The following is a 19,163-nucleotide window of genomic DNA, read 5'->3' as shown; positions in this document are numbered from 1 at the left end:
GCAAGCCCCTTTCGTACTGCTCGGGTGTGTGGCGTCGAGAACTGCGGACCGATCCTACTCGCCACCGGCGGTGCGGCGACGAACCTCACTGCTTTCCCTGCGCCGCCCTGACCATCTCGACGAAGTACTCGTGGACCCGCCGGTCCCCGGTGACCTCTGGATGAAAGGACGTCGCGAGCACATCGCCCTGCCGGACCGCGACGACACGGCCCGCGGCCGGGCCGTCGGGAACCGTGCCCAGAATCTGGACCGAGTCCCCGGAAGCCTCGACCCAGGGAGCCCTGATGAAGACAGCGCGCATCGGTCCGCCATCGATCCCGTCGATGTCGAGGTCGGTCTCGAACGATGCGACCTGTCGACCGAATGCGTTGCGCCGCACCGTGATGTCGAGGGCGTCGAGATGTTGCGCGTCCGGTCGTGTGTCCAGGATGTCGCGAGCGAGCATGATCATCCCCGCGCACGATCCGTAGGCGGGCAGCCCATCGGCGAGAGCCTCGCGGAGCGGTTCGAGCAGGCCCAGCACCACGAGCAATCGGCTCATCGTCGTGGATTCACCGCCCGGGATGATGATCCCGTCGATGGAGTCGAGTTCCGAGGCCCGGCGGATCGACACGGGTTCCACGCCGATCTCGGCCAGAGCGGCGTGGTGTTCGCGGACATCGCCTTGCAGCGCGAGGATGCCGATCCGCACCGGCGTGCTCAACTCTCCCTCTTCGCGTGCTGGTCCGCGGGCAACTTTCGTCCGGTCCGCGCGAGACCTTCCTGGGTCACCGCCGCCACCATGACCCCGTTGCGGTCGTAGATCCGGCCCTGGGTGAGGGCCCGGCCACCTCCAGCCGACGGCGATGTCTGGTCGTACAAGAGCCATTCGTCGGCGCGGAACGGCCGAAGGAACCACATCGCGTGATCAAGCGAGGCGGCCTGGGCGTCCTCGTCGGGGTGGGCGACCTTCGCCGAACCCAGCAAGGTCATGTCGCTCATGTAGGCGAGTGTGCAGATGTGGAACACGGGCTCATCGGGGAGCTGGTGGCGGTACCGGAACCAGACACGTTGCTGAGCGGCAAGATCGCGACTACGGACGAGCTGGTCGTCCGGGACGATCCGGACGTCGAAGTTCTCCCACTCGCGAAACGGTGACATCGCCTTGCGGTCCTGCGCGGTGAGGACGTCGACCAGATCTTCCGGATCGGGCACCGAAGGCATCTGGTCCTGATGCTCGAATCCCTGGTCCTGGACGTGAAATGACGCGGACATCGTGAAGATCGCCATACCGTCCTGCACCGCCGTCACCCGCCGGGTGCAGAACGAACGGCCGTCACGGATGCGGTCGACCAGGTAGACGGTCGGCTCTTCGGGCTTCCCGCCGCGCAGGAAGTAACCGTGCAACGAATGGACCACAAAACGAGCGTCGACCGTCTTCGTCGCCGACACCAGGGCCTGCCCGGCGACCTGCCCACCGAAGGTGCGCTGCAGGTGGCTCGGGTGGGCGTGCCCACGATAGATGTCTTTTTCTATCGTTTCGAGCTGCAGAATCTCTTCGATCGTCGCCATGAGGTGGCACCACCTTTCCGACGACGATTATGGCTCACCGGGGGCGCGGGCCCAGCACTGCTCCCCTGCCGGCGGTCAGAGGTCGTCGATCGACACGATCCCGTCCTGGATCGCGCGGGCCACGAGTGCGGCTTTGGTCGGGGCAGGCCGACCGACCTCGTTGTACTTGACCCGGATCCGGGCGAGATGAGTGTTGACGGTACCCAGTGAGATGAACAGCGATTGGGCCACCGCCGACTTGGAATCAAGGTTCAGCCAAGCACGCAGTACCTCGATCTCGCGCTGCGACAGCTTGGGCGCGCGGTAAGCGGTGGTTGCGCCGGTGTCTGCAGACCCCTCTGTCCGCCCGCTGCGACCGTGACCCGACATGGGAACCGCAGGAGTCGCACAGATGACACCGGGCTGCGAATGCGGCGCCGCACGACCGGGCAGAGGCATCGTGCGCTGTTTGAGCCGAGCCAGCGCCTCCTCCCTGGTCATCCGGGCCGGGGTCGCCGGCCGGTAACCGACCCGCGTGCGACTGGGAGCGCCAAAGGTGTTGTGCAGTACGGTCATCGGTGATTCTCCTGGTCTGGGGGGCCGGTTTTCTCCTGCCCTCTGTCGAAGTGTCTAAACACTAAAACCGGCACACCGGACATGTCGATGGGTAGAACTACCCACCACATGAGCCCAGCTCAGAAGTGGTTTTGCCGAAGACCGACCATCAACTCACCACCGAGGCCGCCGCAGATGCGCCCACCGGCCGCCAGTAGCGGCCCATGCTCCCGATCAGCCGATCACGCCGTTGCGACGCGCCTCGGCATCGATCAGCAGCAGATCCTCGCGGGTCACCAATCGAGCGGCCACCGCATATTCGACCAGCTTGACCCGCCGGTTGCTGGCGAGCCGCCCCGAGCCGCCTCGGACACCGGACACCCCGATCTGATCGAACTTGTCACACACGTTGTCGAGTTTGCGGTTGAACTTGGTCAGCGACCAGCCGAGCCTGGCCGCGGCCTGCGCCGACGACGGAATCGAACTGGCACCGGTTCCGTTGCGTCGCAACACCTCTTCGGCCAGGACAACGATCAGCAGCTTCTGACTCTCCGTCAGGGACACCACCCCGATCGTGGTTTCGCCGCTGCGTGCCGGCTCTTCCACCGGAGCAAGATTCAACGGCATTGCGCCTGAATGGATTTCCAGCTCGTACGTCGTGGGGCCTGCCGAGAACACCACAGCCGTCACGCCGAACACCAGCGGCACCCGGGCACCGGGAGCCAGCGTCGCTTGGAATCCGGCGTCACCCGCCACGACCCCTGCGGACAGATGCGACCCCACGTTGGACAGCCACCACAACCCGTCTTCGTGGTGCAGCATGAGGAATCTGCGGTGCAGATAAGGGTTGTCGTCGATGTCGAGATCGGCCTCGCGGCCGATGTGGAACGGCTCATCCGGACTGACCGCCACCCGCTCGCCGCAGAACTCCACGAAGGTCTCGGCGATCGTGCGTTTGACGCCTTCAGGCTGACCGGGTTCTCCCGCCGGATCGGTGATTGTCATCGCCGGATCACGACGCGGGGTCGGAGACGTCCGGAACCGCCTTCACGTCAGCGATCGCGACGGTGACATTGTCACGGCCACCGGCCTCCAGAGCGGCCGAGACCAGCGCCTGCGCGGCCGCTGTCGGGTCATCGAAGCCGGCCAGGATCGCGGCGATCGCGTCGTCCGCCAACTCACCGGTGAGACCATCGGAGCACACCAGGATCCGGTCATCTCGCTCCACCGGGAACGTGAAGAAATCCGCCTCCTGCTCCATCCCGGCACCAAGTGCCCGGGTGATCACATTGCGGCGTGGGTCGACACGGGCCTGTGCTGCGGTCAGGAAACCCGCATCCACCAGCTCCTGCACCTGCGAGTGGTCGACGGTCACCTGCTCGAGCTTCGAATGGGCGAAACGGTACGTCCGCGAGTCCCCGATGTTCAGCACCAGCCAATGGGGTTGCCCGTCGCTGTCTACGAGCATCGCCCCGGTGACGGTGGTGCCGGCACGACGACCCGAGTCGGAATCGATGTTCTCGATCTGGCGGCGCGCCTCCCCCAACAGGTCCACCACCGAATCGCGCGTGCGGTTCACCCCTGTCACGGTCGTGTCCGACAACGCCGACAGCGCCGCCTCACTGGCGAGCTCACCGCAATCATGACCGCCCATACCGTCGGCCACCAGGATCATCCCAGGGCCGACCAGAGCTGCGTCCTCATTGGTCTCACGCAGCAGGCCGACGTCGCTGACCACAGCCCAGCTCACCTCGACCTGACCGAACTCGCCGACCCCGCTGCGTGTCTCGTCCCGGACGGTCCCGGTCGCTTCCATCGTCATGTGCCCTCCGCGTCCACGCCCAGGATCGAGTACCGCGTCTGTTTCACGGTCGAGCTCCGCCTTCGGCTCCGTCTCCGATTCACGGTCGAGCTCCGCATCCTGGCTCATCTCGCAACCTCGAAACTGCGCTGTCCGAGATGCACCACGGTGCCCGGACCCACCTCGTACGGATGTCCGGGTCGCATCGCGGTCACCGACTCGCCGGTGTCCAGAACCGATCGGACGTCAGGGCCCGTACTGATCATCCACAATTTCCCGTCCGCCACGCTGAACTGGACCTGCGTGTCGTCCGACGGTGGCGTCTCGATGGGGGTGACCACGATCTGAGCGCGCCCGTGCGACCACTCGACCGCCGGCACACCGAGGTATCCGGCACCGGACAGATCGGTGTAGCTGCCGTCGTCGAAGCGAAGCCGCAAACCGGTGCCGGCCCGGCGCAACGGCAGGGTGCGGGCGCCTGTGCTGGGGTCGATGCGATCGGTGATCGAATCTGCCGACTGCTCGCCGGGCTCGGCCACGCGTGCGCTGGGCGCCGTGATCACCTCGTACCCCGCCGAACCCACACTGCTCGCAGTGGTTGTGCCGGAAAGCTTCTCGTGACAACCGCGACGGGGACGGCCCCTGTCGATCAACACCGACATCGCTCCGGCGAACAACAGGACGTTGCTCAGGTGCAGTACGGCGGTGCGGGTCAGGTGCCGCCAGAAACCGATCGGATGGCCCGACCGGCCTGTGGTGATCGTCGTTCGCGCCAACACCTGACCCGGGGTACGGATGCCGTTGGCACGAGCGAGTGCCGACGAGATCCAGCTCGCAGCGGGCACTGCCACGCACACAGCCAGGGCCACGTCGAGGCCGAAGACCAGACCGGCCGCGAGCAGGGCTGCAACTGCAGCCAACAGGATGGCGACATCAACGAGGTAAGCGGCCACCCGCGAACCGTTGGAGGCGGGGATCCGTCCCGCCACCAGGGCCTCGCGCGGCGACCTCGGGACTGCGCCGCCTCTGGTGACGAACATCTGCTGTCCACATTCGGGACAGCGGGCGGACGCGGACGGGATCTGGGTTCCGCAGCGGCCGCAGCCGAGCGGAATCGCTTCGAAATCAGCGGACGCGCTGGTCATCTCCGATTCCCCGCCCCCGCGTCCACGTCAATTCACCAGCCGCGCTCGGCAAGTCGATGCGGTTGTGGGATGTCGTCGACGTTGATACCGACCATCGCCTCACCCAGTCCACGCGACACCTTCGCGAGCACGTCGGGATCGTCGTAGAACGTTGTCGCCTGCACGATCGCGGCAGCACGCTCTGCAGGATTGCCGGACTTGAAGATTCCCGATCCCACGAAGACGCCCTCGGCGCCCAACTGCATCATCATTGCCGCGTCCGCAGGGGTGGCGATGCCGCCGGCGGTGAACAGCGTGACGGGCAACTTGCCCAGCTCGGCAACTTCGACAACCAGGTCGTACGGCGCCTGCAGCTCCTTGGCAGCGACGAACAGTTCGTCCTTGGGCAGTGAGGTCAACCGCCGGATCTCGTCACGGATCTTGCGCATGTGTGTGGTGGCGTTCGAGACGTCACCCGTGCCCGCCTCGCCCTTGGACCGGATCATTCCAGCGCCCTCGGTGAGCCTGCGCAGCGCCTCGCCCAGGTTGGTTGCGCCGCACACGAACGGCACGGTGAACTGCCACTTGTCGATGTGGTTGGCGTAGTCGGCCGGGGTCAGCACCTCTGACTCGTCGATGTAGTCGACACCGAGGCTCTGCAGGATCTGGGCTTCGACAAAATGTCCGATGCGGGCCTTGGCCATCACCGGGATGGACACTGCCGAGATGATCCCGTCGATCATGTCGGGGTCGCTCATCCGCGAGACCCCGCCCTGTGCACGGATGTCGGCCGGTACCCGCTCGAGGGCCATGACTGCGACAGCGCCCGCGTCCTCGGCGATCTTGGCCTGCTCGGCTGTCACGACGTCCATGATCACGCCGCCCTTGAGCATCTCGGCCATGCCACGCTTGACCCGCGCGGTACCGGTGCCGGCACTTTCCGCTGGCACCGATGAACCTGGATCTGGGGCACTGCTCACGTCTATAGCTCCTGTGGTCTAGTCGATTGCTGAGCTTCCAGTCTAGGCTTTCTCGGCGCCGCGTGGTCCGGCGGCATCAGACGCCCCCATTCGACGTCGGGCGGGCTGGTCAGACGGGCGCTCGCTCGACGATCTCGAAGTACAGCGGGGTCGGTGCGGTGCCACCCAGGTGCAGCCATCGCACCGGTCGCCGGTTGCGGAGGGCCAGGGTGTCACGAACGGCATCGTTGTGGAACCGGCGGGCGATCATCACCCGGGTCTCGGCGTCGGCAAGCTCGGTGACCAGCTGCGATCGTAGCGACGAGAGGTCGATCTGGGCCAGCGCCGCCGACACCACGTTCTCGGCGGATTCACGGTCCGGCCGTGCCGAACCCTCTGCCCGGTCGGCAGCGATGATCAGTTCCCGGCCTTCCGGACCGAGGCCGGCGCCGATGGATCGCGCCACCACTGCCCGGCGGGCAAGCGCGGCGTCGAGCGCCTGCCAGCACAGGTCCACCCGCACGTGGAGTCGGTCGAGCCGGTTGGCGGTTTTGTAGGCCCAGCCCAGACCGAGTAACACCAGCACCGTGATGACGCCCAGGATCAGGACGGTGAGGGCGGAGATGGTCATGAAATCCTCTCAGAAGTGGTCAATCGGAGACGACGACCTTGCCGGCACCGACGACAACGGTGTCGTACACACGCAGGATCTGGTCGGCGACCTCGGACCAGTCGTAGCGGGCGGCGCGATCGCGTGCACGGCGGACCATCGCGGCCCGGCCGTCGTCATCACCGAGAACGGAGATGATCCCCTCGGCGAGTTGGTCGGCGTCCCCCACCTCGACCAGCACGCCGGCCTGTCCGTCGTCGAGCACCCGCCGGAATGCGTCCAGCTTGCTCGCCACCACAGCGGCACCGGCTGCCATGGCTTCCACGAGCACGATGCCGAAACTCTCGCCTCCCAGGTTGGGGGCGCAGTACACGTCCGCGGAACGCAGGGCGCGGGCTTTGACGTCGTCATCGACCTGGCCGAGGAACACGAGGTGATCTGCGAGGTCGCCGGCCTTGCCCCGCAACGCTCGCTGGTGGCCCCCGCCGACGACCAGGACACGCACGTCCGGGAAGCGGGCCACCACAGCGGGTAGTGCCTTGATCAGCACGTCCACACCCTTGCGTGGTTCGTCGAAACGCCCGAGGAACAGCACGGTCTTACCGGGGTGCGGATACCCGTCGAGCGGTTGGGCTCCGGCGAACATGGCCGTGTGCACCCCGTTCGGTATCTCGACCGCGTCCGAACCCAGCGATTCCATCTGCCAACGTCGGGCGAGTTCGGAGACGGCGATCTTACCGGCGATGCGTTCGTGGTAGGGACGAAGGATTCCCTGAAAGATGCTGAGTATCAACGACTTTGTCGTGGATGTATGAAAAGTGGTGACGATCGGGCCCTGGGCGACCATCAGCGACAACATGGAGACACTCGGCGAATTCGGCTCGTGCACATGGAGAACATCGAACTTCTCGTCCCGAAGCCAGGATCGCAGTTTGTGATAGGCCTTGGGGCCGAACGCGATCCGGGCAACCGATCCGTTGTACGGAATGGCCAGGGCCTCACCGACCGACACCACATAGCCGGGCAGTTTCTTGTCGTGTCCGGCGGGCGCGAGAACGCTCACCGTGTGTCCCCGATCGATGAAGACCTGCGCCAGTTCCATGACGTGGGCCTGCACACCGCCCGGGATGTCGAATGAGTACGGGCAGATCATGCCGATCTTCATCCCGCGGCGCCCTCGACATCCTCGTTGCTCCGAGAGGTGTCGGCCCCATTGATGCGCTCACGGCGCTCGTCGGACCAATCGGCCTCCCAGAGCGGTTGCAGCATGTGCCAGTCCTGCGGGTGGGCGGCGATGTTGGTCTCGAACACCGTTGCCAGCGCCTGGGTTGCCGCCTCCACTCCCCCGGACGTGTCGATCGGGCCGGTGAGCGATATCTGCGAGGTGTCCGGGCCGGTGTACCAGTGGTGCACCCCGACGAGGGCGGCGCCGGTATCGATGGCGAGCTTCGCCGGGCCCGCGGGCATCCGAGTCGGCTCGCCGAAGAATTGAACGGGGACACCGTGTCTGGCCAGGTCCCGTTCGCCGAGGAGACACACCACCCCGCCGCTGCGCAACCGCTTGGCCAGCTGGCCGTACGGGGGTTGTTCGCCGCCGCTGAGCGGGAAGATCTCGAATCCCAGGGTCTCGCGATATCGCACGAAACGTTCGAAGAGGGAATCCGGTTTCAGCCGCTCCGCCACCGTGGAGAAGTCCCCGATGTTCTGCACGAGCCAGACCCCGGCCATGTCCCAGTTCCCGCTGTGGGGCAACGCGAAGACCACGCCCTTGCCCTTCGCGAGGGCTGTGTCCAGCAGTTGTCGATCCGGTGGTGGCAGGTCGACCCGCGACGCGGCCACCTGAAAATCCATGGCGGGCAGCCGAAATGCCTCACGCCAATAGCGGGCGTAGGACCGCATGGCATCCCGCATGAGGTCGTCGGGTACCTCTGCGGGTGTACAGCCGAGCACTCTGGCGAGGTTCTTGCGTAGCTGGGCCGGTCCGCCACCCCGGCCGCCGACGTAGCCTCCCGCACTGTCGAACACCGTGCGCGCGACACCCTCGGGCAGGCGCCGCACGAGCGACCACCCCGCCGCGTATCCCAGGTCGGCAATACGCTCGCCGGCCGTCGTCACGACTCCGGTCCGTCCTTGCCCGGGGCCGCCCCACCGGGGGTGGGAGCGGCGATCGGCTGCAGATCGGTGGCTCCGGGCGACTTGTAGACCGACCACATCCGCTGGAACACCGTGATGATGCTGCCGACCGCGAGAAGCCACATCGCGATGTGGATGGCCCACGGCAGCCCGATACCGGTGAGGCCGGCGCCGACGAGCACGATGACGAGGCGGTCCGGGCGTTCGATGAGGCCGCCGTCACCGTTGAGTCCGCTGGCCTCGGCACGTGCCTTCGCGTACGAGATGACCTGCGAGGTGACCAGGCAGATCATTGTCGCGACGAACAGCCACTGGTGCGGCTTCTCCACCAGGCACCACCAGCCGAGGCCGGCGAAGATCGCGCCGTCGGCGAGACGGTCACACGTCGAGTCGAGCACCGCACCGAACTTGGTGCCGCCGCCGCGTGCCCGCGCCATCGCGCCGTCGAGCATGTCGAACATCACGAACAGCCAGATGACCAGGGTGCCGACGAACAGGTAACCCATCGGGTACAGCGTCACCGCTGCGGCGATGGTCGCCACCGTTCCGATGACGGTCATCGCGTCGGGCGTCAAGCCGGTCTTGATCAGGGCCCGCCCCAGGGGCAGGGTGACCTTCGACACCGGGGCGCGGCCCAGGACGCTCAGCATGGATCGTTCACGCTCTGCTTGGTCATGTTCCGTCCTCGAGTTGTCGCCATGCGTCGGCGAGCAGAGTCCTGGTGTCGCGCAGCAGTTGCGGCATCACCTTCGTCTCGCCGACCACCGTGATGAAGTTGGCGTCGCCACCCCAGCGCGGAACCACATGCTGGTGCAGGTGTTCGGCCAGCGAACCTCCGGCTGCGGCACCGAGATTGAGTCCGACGTTGAACGCGTCCGGATTGGAGACCGCCTTGATCGCGCGAATCATCTTCTGCGTGAACACCATCAGTTCACGGCTCTCGACCTCTGTGAGGTCTTCGAGGTCGGCGACCTGCCGGTACGGCACGATCATCGTGTGCCCGGGGTTGTAGGGATAGAGGTTGAGCACCGCGTACACCGATTCACCTCGGGCAACCATCAGCCCGGCCTCATCCGACATCCGCGGGATGTCGAGGAACGGGTGGACGGACTTGGCGGACGTGGTGTCGTCCCCGTCCGGGTCCCCCCCCGACCGCGGGGCAGCCGTGATGTACGACATCCGGTGCGGGCTCCACAGCCGCTGAAGCCGGTCCGGGTCGCCCGGCCCCTGGTCGCGGATGACCCCGGGGTTGTCGGTGTGGGTCACCGGGCCTCCCCGGCAGCGTCGGCGGCAGGCGTCACGACCAGTTCAGCGGTCGGGGATTCGTTGCGACGCTGAGCGACCCAGTCGGCGATCAGGGTGACCGCGTCTGCGACCGGAACCCCGTTGACCTGGGTGCCGTCACGGAAACGGAAACTGACGGCGCCGGCCTCCACGTCACGTTCGCCGGCCAACAACATGAACGGCACCTTGCCGGTTGTGTGATTGCGGATCTTCTTCTGCATCCGGTCGTCCGAACCGTCGACCTCGGCACGGACACCGAGTGACCTCAGCTGTGTCACGACGCCGTCGAGGTGGGGAACGAACGCGTCCGCGACCGGGATGCCCACAACCTGCACCGGGGACAGCCACGCCGGGAAGGCGCCGGCGTAGTGCTCGGTGAGCACACCGAAGAACCGCTCGATAGACCCGAACAACGCTCGGTGGATCATCACCGGCCGGTGCTTGGACCCGTCGGCACCGGTGTACTCCATCTCGAACCGCTCCGGCAGATTGAAGTCGAGCTGAATGGTCGACATCTGCCAGTTGCGGCCCAATGCGTCTTTGACCTGCACCGAGATCTTCGGGCCGTAGAACGCGGCCCCACCTGGATCGGGCACCAACCGCAGACCGGATGCCTCGCCGACCTCGGCAAGGGTGGCCGTCGCCTCTTCCCAGACCTCATCCGAACCCACGGACTTCTTCGGATCCCTGGTCGACAGTTCGAGGTAGAAGTCGTCGAGGCCGTAGTCCTTGAGCAGTCCGAGTACGAAGTTCAGGGTGGTGGTGAGCTCGGCCCGCATCTGCTCGCGCGTGCAGTAGATGTGCGCATCGTCCTGCGTCATCCCGCGAACCCGGGTGAGGCCGTGGATGACTCCCGACTTTTCGTACCGGTACACCGACCCGAACTCGAAGAGCCGCAGTGGCAACTCCCGGTAGGAGCGGCCCCGTGCATTGAAGATCAGGTTGTGCATCGGGCAGTTCATCGGCTTGAGGTAGTAGTCCTGGCCGGGCTTGCGCACTTCGCCGTCGTCGTCGAGTTCGGCGTCGAGGTGCATGGCCGGGAACATGCCATCGCGGTACCAGTCGAGGTGACCGGAGATCTCGTAGAGGTTGCTCTTGGTGATGTGTGGGGTGTTCACGAACTCGTAGCCCTCGGCGATGTGCCGATGGCGCGAGTAGTCCTCGAGTTCCTTGCGGATGATGCCGCCCTTGGGATGGAACACGGGCAGACCCGAGCCCAGCGCGTCGGGGAAGCTGAACAGATCGAGTTCGGCACCGAGCTTCCGGTGGTCGCGGCGTTCGGCCTCGGCCAGCAACTCGAGGTAGGCGTCCATTGCCTCGGCCGATTCCCAGGCCGTGCCGTAGATGCGCTGCAGGTCCGCGTTGTCCTGGTCGCCGCGCCAGTAAGCCGCAGAACTGCGGGTCAGCTTGAAAGCGGTGATGTACTTGGTGGTGGGCACGTGCGGACCCCGGCAGAGATCGCCCCAGATCCGTTCGCCGGTGCGAGGATTGAGGTTGTCGTAGGCGGTCAGTTCGCTGCCTCCGACCTCCATCACCTCGGGGTCGTCGGCCGAACCCTTGTCGTCGACCAATTCGAGCTTGTACGGTTCCCCGGCCAGTTCGGCCTTCGCCTGGTCGACCGACTCGTACACGCGCCTGGAGAAGCGCTGACCGGACTTGATGATCTGCTTCATCTTCTTCTCGAGCGCGGTCAGATCGTCAGGCGTGAACGGGTCGTCGACATCGAAGTCGTAGTAGAAACCGTTCTCGATCGGCGGTCCGATCCCGAGTTTCGCATTGGGGTCCAGATCCTGAACCGCCTGCGCCAGCACATGTGCTGCCGAGTGCCTGATGACGCTGCGTCCGTCTTCGGTGTTGGCCGCAACGGGCTCGACCACGACATCGCTCGTGGGCGACCACGACAGGTCGCGAAGCGTCCCTTCCGCGTCGCGGACCACGACGATCGCCTCTGGCCCCTTGTTGGGATGACCGCTGTCGCGCAGAGCCGCCCCCGCAGTGGTCCCGGCCGCCACCGTGATCGTGGCAGGGGGCGTGGCGGCGGCGTTCTCGGGCACCAGGAAACTCCTTGTCGAGGCAGACCACTCGACCGGCACGGCCGAGCTGGCGTATCAGTCCATGATCGTAGTGCCCGGCGGACCCACTACCCCCTACCGGTCGCCGAGAAGTTCGGGCCCGGTTACAGAATCGGGCTCTTCAGCCACGACCAATCGAGACCGACCCAACCGGCCGCCATCTCGAGCGCGCCGAGCAGCCAGAGCGTCAGGAGCACGATGGCGCAGGTCAGGATGGCGAATGCCGCCTGGACCGACCAGTGCTGCTTCTTGATCCAGTCCATCCACGCGTCGTACTTGCTGCGCGCGAAGTGGAGCAGTCGGCGCGCCCAGTCGAACTCGGACGCGAGGATGCCCAGACCTGCGAACACGATCAGCCATCCGGGGCCGGGGTACGGGATCGCCGCGATACCCACCAGGAGGACGCCCGTTCCGACCACGCCGACACAGCAGCGGTAGATGAGATTCAGGCGGCGTTGCTCTCGAATCTGGTCACGCTTGTTGCCGATGGCGGAGAGTATCCCGCCCTGGGACCGTTCTTCGTCGGCATCGACTTTCGCGTCATCAGGCATGACGTTCCTTTGTCCGAAATTGACCGTTTGCAAACCTTTTCCGGCAACTCTACGGAACTTGGCTACACGGGAGATGCAACAGGACTGCGCACGAACGTCAGTCGATTGAACGGGAGATGAAGTGGTCCCGGCTGGGATCGAACCAGCGACCTTCCCGGTGTGAACGGGACGCTCTTCCACTGAGCCACGGGACCTGACGTCTACCCCGGGCTGAACCGGGGTCTGCGACCGAAAGACATTAACACGCACACCCCGCCGGAACCCAAATCACATCCACTCGATTCACCCCGGGTGTCGCCACGGCCCTGGACCTGGGGATCGTTCTGCGACCGACCGTTTGACCAGCGGATTTGTTGCTTTGCGGGTACGTCCGATAATGTTCACGTTCGCACCCAGAGCAGCAGTTTTCAGGGTGCATGCGGATGTAGCGCAGCTGGTAGCGCATCACCTTGCCAAGGTGAGGGTCGCGGGTTCGAATCCCGTCATCCGCTCGGAGCACGATATTTCCACCGTGGCGGTGTGGCCGAGTGGTGAGGCAACGGCCTGCAAAGCCGTGCACACGGGTTCGATTCCCGTCGCCGCCTCCAGATCAGTTCGACAACTGAACACAATCTCGCGCGATTAGCTCAGCGGGAGAGCGCTTCCCTGACACGGAAGAGGTCACAGGTTCAATCCCTGTATCGCGCACCACCTGCACCACAGAATGACCCGGCGACCCCGGGTCATTCTCATGTGACGGGTACGGACGGATTGTTCATCACATCGAGTCACAGGAATTTAATGAACGACACTCTCGACCGCGACGTCTTGCAGTACACGCTCAACTGGGCGAGCACCAACGGGTACTCGGTGAGCGGAAGCCAGATCCTGATCGAGTTGCTGCCGATCAGCCGCGAGTACAGCAACATCGAGGAACGAGAACGGGCCCTGCACGCCGCTGCGCAGCAACTCGTGTCCGGCCAGGCCGAGCTGGCCACCAGCTCACGCTGAGTGACCTCACGCCGCTGAGCGGCCCGCGGGATGCCCGTGTTGAGATGATCGTCGTGAGCGGTCCCGAGATACTGGTGAACTTCACCGACGATCCCACCGACGCCGACGAATTGGCGGAGGTCGCGGCCGCGACCTTTCCCCTGGCCTGCCCGCCGGATCTGAGCGTCGACGACGTCGCGCACTTCATCGCGACCACATTGTCGGGTCAGCACTTCCGCAGATATCTCCGTGAGCCCGATCATCACGTCCTGAAGGCAACGGACAGCGCCTCCGGTGCCATCGTGGGGTACGCACTCCTCATCGACTCCGAACCCGACGACACCGACGTCCTGGCGGCCATTGCGGAACGTCCGCTGACGATGGTGTCGAAGTTGTACGTGCTACCCGGCTTTCACGGCGGGGCGGTGTCCGCGGCGTTGATGTCGGCAGCGCTCGCGCACGCCGCGGAGCAGGGCAGCGCGCGCATCTGGCTCGGCGTGAACGAGCAGAACCGCCGAGCACAACGGTTCTACGAGAAGATGGGTTTCACCATCGTGGGGCGCAAGTCATTTGTTGTCGGCGGCAAGAGATGCAGCGATTACGTGCTGGCGCGCACTCCCCCGCCGACGACCGTTCCGCATTGACCCTGACTGGCTACGCCGATTCCGCGAAGCGTGACAGTGCGAGCAGACGCGATGTCGCTCGGAGGTACTTCTTGCGGTAGCCGCCGGCGAGCATCTCCTCGGTGAAGATCTCGTCCAGCTTCGAACCCGAGACCATGAGCGGGGTCACAGCGTCGTAGAGGCGGTCGGCGAGCACCACGAGACGCAACGCGACCGTCTGATCCGCCGCGGGGTGCACACCTTCCACGCACGCCAGGGTGACGCCCTCCACGAGCGCCTTGTACTTGGACGGATGCAGCTTGGCCAGGTGTGCGCAGAGTTCGTCGAAGTTGTCCAAGGTGGCGCCGGGAGTGCTCTCGGCCAGGTTCTCGAGTTCTGCGTCGCTGTGGGGTGGCGGGGCCGGCGGCAGGTCGCGGTGCCGGTAGTCGGGGCCGTCGACGCGGATGGCCTCGAACACCGCCGCCAATTTCTTGATCTCTCGCAAGAAGTCCTGCGCGGCGAAACGCCCCTCGCCGAGTTGTCCCGGCAGCGTGTTGGACGTCGCGACGATGGAGACGCCCTTGGCCGACAGTTCGGTCAGGAGTCGCGACACCAGCATGGTGTCGCCCGGGTCGTCGAGCTCGAACTCGTCGATACACAGCACGGAGTGGTCCGAGAGCCGCTCGAGGGCATTGGCGAAGCCGAGAGCTCCGACGACGTGGGTGACCTCCACGAAGGTCGCGAACGCCTTGGGCCCCGGCATCGCGTGATAGATCGACGCGAGAAGGTGGGTCTTGCCGACGCCGAAGCCGCCGTCAAGGTACAGGCCCAGCCCTTGCTGCGGCGCGGACTTGCGCCCGAAGAGGCCACGCTTGCCGCCTTTTGCCTTGGTCGCGCGTTCGACGAAGCTGCGCGCGGCCTTGACCGCCTCGGCCTGGCTCGGCTCATTCGGGTCGGGAATGTACGAGTCGAAACTGACCTCGTCGAACATCGAGGGGGGCACCATCTCATCAACGAGGGCCTCGGGCGCGACCTGCGGAGTGCGGTCACTCAAACGTGCTGGCATGCGCCGAGCCTAGCGACGTGACGAGAATGGCTGTGTGTACCCACTGCGCAAAGCGACCCAGCTCACAACCGGTGACCTCGACGACAAGGCGCTCGCCGCCCTCTACGCCTATCCGGTCGGCCAGACGGGCGTCGCCCGGGTACGCGCCAACATGATCGCGTCGATCGACGGGATGGCAACGGTCGCAGGGCGATCCGGCGCCCTGGGGTCGTCGGGTGACCAGCGGTTGTTCTCGGTTCTGCGGGCACTGGCCGACGTCATCGTGGTAGGTGCCCGCACCGCTGTCACCGAGGGATACGGGCCGGTTCAGCCACATCCCTCGCTCGGCGAGCTGCGAACGGCCGAGGGCCGGCCGGCGGCCGCGGCGCTCGCCCTGGTGAGCAACACACTCACCATCCCGGTTCCCGGAGAGGGTGATTTCACGCTTGCACCGAGCACCATCGTCCTCACCTGCCGTTCGGCCCCCGCAGACGCTCGCGCTCAGCTGCGCGACGCCGGGGCGACCGTCGTCGACTGCGGCGACGAAGAAGTCGATCCGGCACAGGCGATCGGGTACCTCGCCGAGCGCGGGCTGACGCAGATCTTGTGCGAGGGTGGGCCGGCCCTGCTCGGTTCGCTGCTCGACAGAGATCTGGTCGACGAGCTCTGCGTGACGGTCAGCCCGGGGTCACTGCGGGTAGCGGCAAACACATGACGGCCGGTTCGGACGCGGTACGTGGAATGCGACGCGCCCACGTCCTCGCCGACGACGAGGACTACCTGTACCTGCGCTGGGTGCGCGATCAGGAGTGATGTCGTTCGCCAGTACCCTCGCCGATATGCAGCGCGCTCTTGTGACCACAGACGACCGCACCGGCCGGATGTGGTCGCTCAGCCGCCCGGATCGTTCAGCCCGTCGACGCTCGCTGCGCCTGGTGGCGGCAGCGATGGTGGCGGCGAGCATCCTCGCCGGATGTACCGCCGGCCCCGATCCCGGGCCCGATCTGGTCATCGAAGAGAACAATGGCGGAGGGCAGGCCCCGACGACCACGCCGCCGCCACCGAGCCTCGAAGTCCCCAAACAGGATCTGGCATGGCGAGAATGCGGCGACGATCTCCAAGAGCGGTTTCCCGGGACCGCTCTCCCGCAGGGCGTCACGTTCGAGTGCGGCAATTTCGAGAACTCGGTGACACCGGGCACCCAGAGCATCGACACCGTGACGGTTTCGGCTGTCCGAGCACGGTCGGCCAACACGCCCGCCGACGCTGCACCGTTGGTGCTGACCTCCGGCACCGACATACCGTCCACCCGCACACTGCTCAGCCTGGCCCAGGGCGGCGGTCGCAATCTGTTGTCCGCGCATCCCGTGGTCGCTGTCGACCGGCGCGGGACCGGCGCGTCGACGCCGCTGGACTGTATGACGAACCTGGAACGAAACACCCTGCTGAACAACGGCTTCAGCACCTCATCCGCTGACTACCCGGCGCGTGTGGAGCGACTGGCCGCCGCAGGGACGTCGGCGTCGGACGGTTGTACGGAAATCCTGAGCCCGCACCAGGTGCAGTTCACCGCCAACAATGCGGCAGCCGATCTCGAGAAGCTGCGCACGTTATGGCAGGTGGAGCGGATCGGTATCGCGGGCGTCGGGGAAGGCGCAGCTGTGGCACTCGCCTACGCAGGGCTCTACACCGACCACCTGGCCCGGCTCATCCTCGACACGCCGGCGCCGTACTCGACCAACGCCCAGACCACCGGGCAGCAGATCGCCGAGGGCACCGGCGCCGCACTCGGCTTGTTCGCCGATCAGTGCCGGGCCATCAGCTGCTCCCTCGGCGCCGACCCCGGCGTCGTCATCGCCGGCCTGCTCGATCGAGCCCGTACCGGCGGCCTCGACGGCATCGCCGACACCGACGTCCTGGCGGCACTGACCACCACCATCGCGTTCGCGCCCGGCGACCGGGCCACCGTCATCACCACAGCCGCCGACATGCTCAGTGCGGCCGACGGCGGTGCTCTCGGCCCGCTGCGCACGGCGATCGGTCAAGCCCGAGCCCTGCGCGGCACCGACGGTCAGCTGTTGTCACAGTGCAACGACACCTCTGAACCCGTCGGGCGCAACCAGATCGACGGGCTGATCGCCGAATGGGGACGCCAATACCCACTGACCGGTGCCAGCACGGCACTGGGCCTGCTGCGGTGCAATGGCTTCCCCGCCGGAGCCGCCCCGCCGACCATCGGCGAGATCCCGGTGCCGGTGCTGATGTTCACCGGCTCGGGCGACACCATCAACGGACCCACCGCGTCCGACGGCATCAACGGCGCCCTGATCGGCGCTGGTGCCACGTCATCGATTCTCTCGTGGGAAGGCCTCGGCTACTCGGTGCTGGCGCACTCGGACTGCGCCGGGGAAGCGGCCATCGCCTACGCCCGCTCGGGTGAACCACCCGCTCCCGGTGCGTGTCCGGCCTGACCTGATCAGCGGGACCGGCATCGGTTCGTGGTGTCGGGCACGGCGCAGGGCCGCTGCCGTAGTACGGTGCGGCAGTGTCGATCAATGACCCTTCCACCGGAGATCACCAGAAGACCGCCGCCGACGTGGGCCGGGAGCACGGGAAGCGACCCGGGTACGGCCTGGTCAACCGCTCGGGAACAACCGAACGCGTCCTGTTCCCGGGTGTCGACGTAGGCCGCATCATCTCGATGGTGCTCTGGCCCGTGGCCATTCTGATGGTGTTCCAGCGCACGGTGATCCTGGGCGTGGACGGCGACCGCACGGACGACTTCTCTCCGGTGTATCGCGCCGCTTTGGCGTTCCTGCGCAATGAGCCGATCTACACCGAGAACTACAACACCGTCGACCCTCACTACCTGTACCCGCCGTCGGGAACGCTGTTGATGGCTCCGCTGGGTTACATCGACCCCGAACGAGCGCGGTGGCTGTTCATCTTCGTCTCCGCCGCCGTGCTCGTGTTGTGCGCCTATCTGATCACCCGCATGTTCGGGTACTCGGTCCGGTCGTGGGTGATGCCCGTTGTGCTGTTCGTCTTCTTCCTGTCCGAGACGGTGTCGCACACCTTGATCTTCGTGAACTTCAACGCCTTTGTGTTGCTCGGTGAGCTGTTGTTCATGATGTTGGCGCTCAAACGGAAAGACCTGTGGGCGGGTGTCCCTCTCGGTCTCACCCTCGCGGTCAAGCCGGTTCTTGCCGTGCTGCTGTTGCTCCCGCTGCTCAACCGTCAGTGGAAGGTGTTCGTGGGCGCGATCGGGATCCCGCTGCTGCTGACCGCGCTCGCGTGGCCGCTGTCCGCCGACCCCCGGTCGTTCGTGAGCCGCACCGCGCCGTATCTGTTCGAGGCGCGCGACTACTACAACAGTTCGATCGTCGGCAATGCCGCCTACTTCGGCGTGCAGACCTGGCTCGTGGTGTTGTTGCGGATCGCCTTTGTGTTGATGGCCGCGTTCAGCCTGTGGTTCCTGTACCGCTACTACCGCACCACCGACGAGCTGCTGTGGATGAGCACTTCGGCCGGTGTATTGCTGTGCACGTCGTGGCTCGTCGGGTCGCTGGGCCAGGGTTACTACTCGATGCTGCTGTTCCCGCTGCTGATGACGGTGTTCATGCGGGGCTCGGCCATCCGGAGTTGGCCGGCCTGGCTCGGTGTCTACGGGTGCTTCACATTCGACGGGTTCTACTCGGATCGCTGGGAGGCGTTCGGGCGGGCGATCGAGTACAACAAGGTGACCTGGGGCTGGTCACTGCTGATGATCGCGGTGTTCTGCGCGCTGCTGTTCCGGTATCTGGACCTTCGCAAATCCGGGGACCATGAAATCCCCGGAACGCGAACGCGGTCCGCAGCCACCGTCGGCGCGTGAACTGACCCCGGAAACGGCGCAGCGGGGCAGCGCTGAGCGATGGACTGCTCGAGG

At 65.9% G+C, this 19,163-nt stretch carries 19 protein-coding genes, 4 tRNA genes and 1 pseudogene; 8 read left to right on the top strand and 16 right to left on the bottom strand.

All coding sequences use genetic code 11. The annotated features are described in order from the left end of the window. Window positions 1–85: 85 nt before the first annotated feature. From pdxT to KXR83_RS10015, 15 genes and pseudogenes are all read right to left on the bottom strand, one after another. Window positions 86–703, bottom strand: a complete 618-nt coding sequence (gene pdxT / locus KXR83_RS10085) for a pyridoxal 5'-phosphate synthase glutaminase subunit PdxT (protein WP_437424717.1) — start codon at window positions 701–703, stop codon at window positions 86–88. Further along, window positions 700–1,551, bottom strand: coding sequence for an acyl-CoA thioesterase II (gene tesB, locus KXR83_RS10080; protein WP_437424716.1), 852 nt, complete (start codon window positions 1,549–1,551; stop codon window positions 700–702). Before tesB ends, pdxT begins: the two co-directional genes overlap by 4 nt. A 75-nt stretch (window positions 1,552–1,626) precedes the next feature. Then, the gene (locus KXR83_RS10075; protein WP_437424715.1) at window positions 1,627–2,106 is read right to left on the bottom strand and encodes a response regulator transcription factor; all 480 of its coding nucleotides are present in this window, start codon (window positions 2,104–2,106) and stop codon (window positions 1,627–1,629) included. Between the two features lie 213 nt (window positions 2,107–2,319). Continuing rightward, window positions 2,320–3,090, bottom strand: coding sequence for a hypothetical protein (locus tag KXR83_RS10070; protein WP_437424714.1), 771 nt, complete (start codon window positions 3,088–3,090; stop codon window positions 2,320–2,322). Between the two features lie 7 nt (window positions 3,091–3,097). Beyond that, window positions 3,098–4,015, bottom strand: a complete 918-nt coding sequence (locus KXR83_RS10065) for a PP2C family protein-serine/threonine phosphatase (protein WP_437424713.1) — start codon at window positions 4,013–4,015, stop codon at window positions 3,098–3,100. Beyond that, window positions 4,012–5,031: an RDD family protein gene (locus tag KXR83_RS10060; protein WP_437424712.1), complete on the bottom strand. Its 1,020-nt coding sequence runs from the start codon at window positions 5,029–5,031 to the stop codon at window positions 4,012–4,014. Before KXR83_RS10060 ends, KXR83_RS10065 begins: the two co-directional genes overlap by 4 nt. A gap of 32 nt (window positions 5,032–5,063) precedes the next feature. Then, window positions 5,064–5,990 (bottom strand): pyridoxal 5'-phosphate synthase lyase subunit PdxS, encoded by a 927-nt coding sequence (pdxS, locus tag KXR83_RS10055; RefSeq protein ID WP_030163259.1) that lies wholly within the window; start codon window positions 5,988–5,990, stop codon window positions 5,064–5,066. A gap of 121 nt (window positions 5,991–6,111) precedes the next feature. Beyond that, window positions 6,112–6,600: pseudogene (locus KXR83_RS10050) on the bottom strand (exopolyphosphatase); the annotation flags it as partial. Window positions 6,601–6,619: 19 nt separating this feature from the next. Further along, a complete protein-coding gene (locus KXR83_RS10045) occupies window positions 6,620–7,744 on the bottom strand; it encodes a glycosyltransferase family 4 protein (RefSeq protein WP_437424711.1) in 1,125 nt (374 codons plus the stop codon). Next, window positions 7,741–8,694, bottom strand: a complete 954-nt coding sequence (locus KXR83_RS10040) for a phosphatidylinositol mannoside acyltransferase (RefSeq protein WP_437424710.1) — start codon at window positions 8,692–8,694, stop codon at window positions 7,741–7,743. The genes KXR83_RS10045 and KXR83_RS10040 overlap by 4 nt, the downstream gene beginning before the upstream one ends. Then, complete coding sequence (gene pgsA / locus KXR83_RS10035) at window positions 8,691–9,362, bottom strand: phosphatidylinositol phosphate synthase (protein ID WP_437424709.1); 672 nt, start codon at window positions 9,360–9,362, stop codon at window positions 8,691–8,693. The genes KXR83_RS10040 and pgsA overlap by 4 nt, the downstream gene beginning before the upstream one ends. Before the next feature lie 22 nt (window positions 9,363–9,384). Beyond that, window positions 9,385–9,978 (bottom strand): HIT family protein, encoded by a 594-nt coding sequence (locus KXR83_RS10030; protein ID WP_437424708.1) that lies wholly within the window; start codon window positions 9,976–9,978, stop codon window positions 9,385–9,387. Then, window positions 9,975–12,050 carry a threonine--tRNA ligase gene (gene thrS, locus KXR83_RS10025; RefSeq protein ID WP_437424707.1) on the bottom strand — a complete coding sequence of 692 codons (2,076 nt, stop codon included), beginning with the start codon at window positions 12,048–12,050 and terminating at the stop codon, window positions 9,975–9,977. Before thrS ends, KXR83_RS10030 begins: the two co-directional genes overlap by 4 nt. Before the next feature lie 122 nt (window positions 12,051–12,172). Further along, entirely contained in the window at window positions 12,173–12,619 is a 447-nt protein-coding gene (locus KXR83_RS10020; RefSeq protein ID WP_437424706.1) for a TIGR02611 family protein, read from the bottom strand. 122 nt (window positions 12,620–12,741) lie between these two features. Next, window positions 12,742–12,813 (bottom strand) — tRNA-Val (locus KXR83_RS10015). Window positions 12,814–13,037: 224 nt separating this feature from the next. On the opposite strand from KXR83_RS10015, the gene KXR83_RS10010 reads away from it, so the two are divergent. From KXR83_RS10010 to KXR83_RS09990, 5 genes are all read left to right on the top strand, one after another. Further along, window positions 13,038–13,110: transfer RNA gene (locus KXR83_RS10010), tRNA-Gly, on the top strand. A gap of 22 nt (window positions 13,111–13,132) precedes the next feature. Beyond that, window positions 13,133–13,206: transfer RNA gene (locus tag KXR83_RS10005), tRNA-Cys, on the top strand. Between the two features lie 28 nt (window positions 13,207–13,234). Continuing rightward, a tRNA-Val gene (locus KXR83_RS10000) sits at window positions 13,235–13,309 on the top strand. 90 nt (window positions 13,310–13,399) lie between these two features. Continuing rightward, complete coding sequence (locus tag KXR83_RS09995; protein ID WP_023959561.1) at window positions 13,400–13,609, top strand: hypothetical protein; 210 nt, start codon at window positions 13,400–13,402, stop codon at window positions 13,607–13,609. A gap of 53 nt (window positions 13,610–13,662) precedes the next feature. Continuing rightward, a complete protein-coding gene (locus KXR83_RS09990) occupies window positions 13,663–14,232 on the top strand; it encodes a GNAT family N-acetyltransferase (RefSeq protein ID WP_437424705.1) in 570 nt (189 codons plus the stop codon). Window positions 14,233–14,242: 10 nt separating this feature from the next. On the opposite strand, the gene zapE is transcribed toward KXR83_RS09990, so the two are convergent. After that, window positions 14,243–15,256: a cell division protein ZapE gene (gene zapE, locus KXR83_RS09985; RefSeq protein ID WP_437424704.1), complete on the bottom strand. Its 1,014-nt coding sequence runs from the start codon at window positions 15,254–15,256 to the stop codon at window positions 14,243–14,245. 34 nt (window positions 15,257–15,290) lie between these two features. Between zapE and KXR83_RS09980 the strand changes: the two genes are divergently transcribed. The 3 genes from KXR83_RS09980 to KXR83_RS09970 all read left to right on the top strand — a co-directional run bounded on the left by KXR83_RS09980 (window position 15,291) and on the right by KXR83_RS09970 (window position 19,109). Then, window positions 15,291–15,950, top strand: coding sequence for a dihydrofolate reductase family protein (locus KXR83_RS09980; RefSeq protein ID WP_437424703.1), 660 nt, complete (start codon window positions 15,291–15,293; stop codon window positions 15,948–15,950). 97 nt (window positions 15,951–16,047) lie between these two features. Continuing rightward, a complete protein-coding gene (locus KXR83_RS09975; protein ID WP_437424702.1) occupies window positions 16,048–17,706 on the top strand; it encodes an alpha/beta hydrolase in 1,659 nt (552 codons plus the stop codon). 230 nt (window positions 17,707–17,936) lie between these two features. Then, entirely contained in the window at window positions 17,937–19,109 is a 1,173-nt protein-coding gene (locus KXR83_RS09970; RefSeq protein ID WP_437424942.1) for a glycosyltransferase family 87 protein, read from the top strand. Window positions 19,110–19,163: the final 54 nt, after the last annotated feature.

The organism is Williamsia muralis, assembly GCF_051487485.1.
GTDB lineage: Bacteria > Actinomycetota > Actinomycetes > Mycobacteriales > Mycobacteriaceae > Williamsia > Williamsia muralis_B.
Note: the sequence above shows the minus strand (reverse complement) of the source record. Positions and strands in the feature narration are given on the sequence as shown.

Bases quoted from the DNA above. Each gene is read 5' to 3' on its own strand.
- KXR83_RS10045 (WP_437424711.1), bottom strand. From the start codon at position 7,744: ATGAAGATCGGCATGATCTGCCCGTACTCATTCGACATCCCGGGCGGT.
- zapE (WP_437424704.1), bottom strand. From the start codon at position 15,256: ATGCCAGCACGTTTGAGTGACCGCACTCCGCAGGTCGCGCCCGAGGCC.
- KXR83_RS10060 (WP_437424712.1), bottom strand. From the start codon at position 5,031: ATGACCAGCGCGTCCGCTGATTTCGAAGCGATTCCGCTCGGCTGCGGC.
- KXR83_RS10070 (WP_437424714.1), bottom strand. From the start codon at position 3,090: ATGACAATCACCGATCCGGCGGGAGAACCCGGTCAGCCTGAAGGCGTC.
- KXR83_RS10075 (WP_437424715.1), bottom strand. From the start codon at position 2,106: ATGACCGTACTGCACAACACCTTTGGCGCTCCCAGTCGCACGCGGGTC.
- KXR83_RS09970 (WP_437424942.1), top strand. From the start codon at position 17,937: ATGGTGCTCTGGCCCGTGGCCATTCTGATGGTGTTCCAGCGCACGGTG.
- KXR83_RS09995 (WP_023959561.1), top strand. From the start codon at position 13,400: ATGAACGACACTCTCGACCGCGACGTCTTGCAGTACACGCTCAACTGG.
- KXR83_RS10020 (WP_437424706.1), bottom strand. From the start codon at position 12,619: ATGCCTGATGACGCGAAAGTCGATGCCGACGAAGAACGGTCCCAGGGC.
- pgsA (WP_437424709.1), bottom strand. From the start codon at position 9,362: ATGCTGAGCGTCCTGGGCCGCGCCCCGGTGTCGAAGGTCACCCTGCCC.
- tesB (WP_437424716.1), bottom strand. From the start codon at position 1,551: ATGGCGACGATCGAAGAGATTCTGCAGCTCGAAACGATAGAAAAAGAC.
- KXR83_RS10065 (WP_437424713.1), bottom strand. From the start codon at position 4,015: ATGAGCCAGGATGCGGAGCTCGACCGTGAATCGGAGACGGAGCCGAAG.
- KXR83_RS09975 (WP_437424702.1), top strand. From the start codon at position 16,048: ATGTCGTTCGCCAGTACCCTCGCCGATATGCAGCGCGCTCTTGTGACC.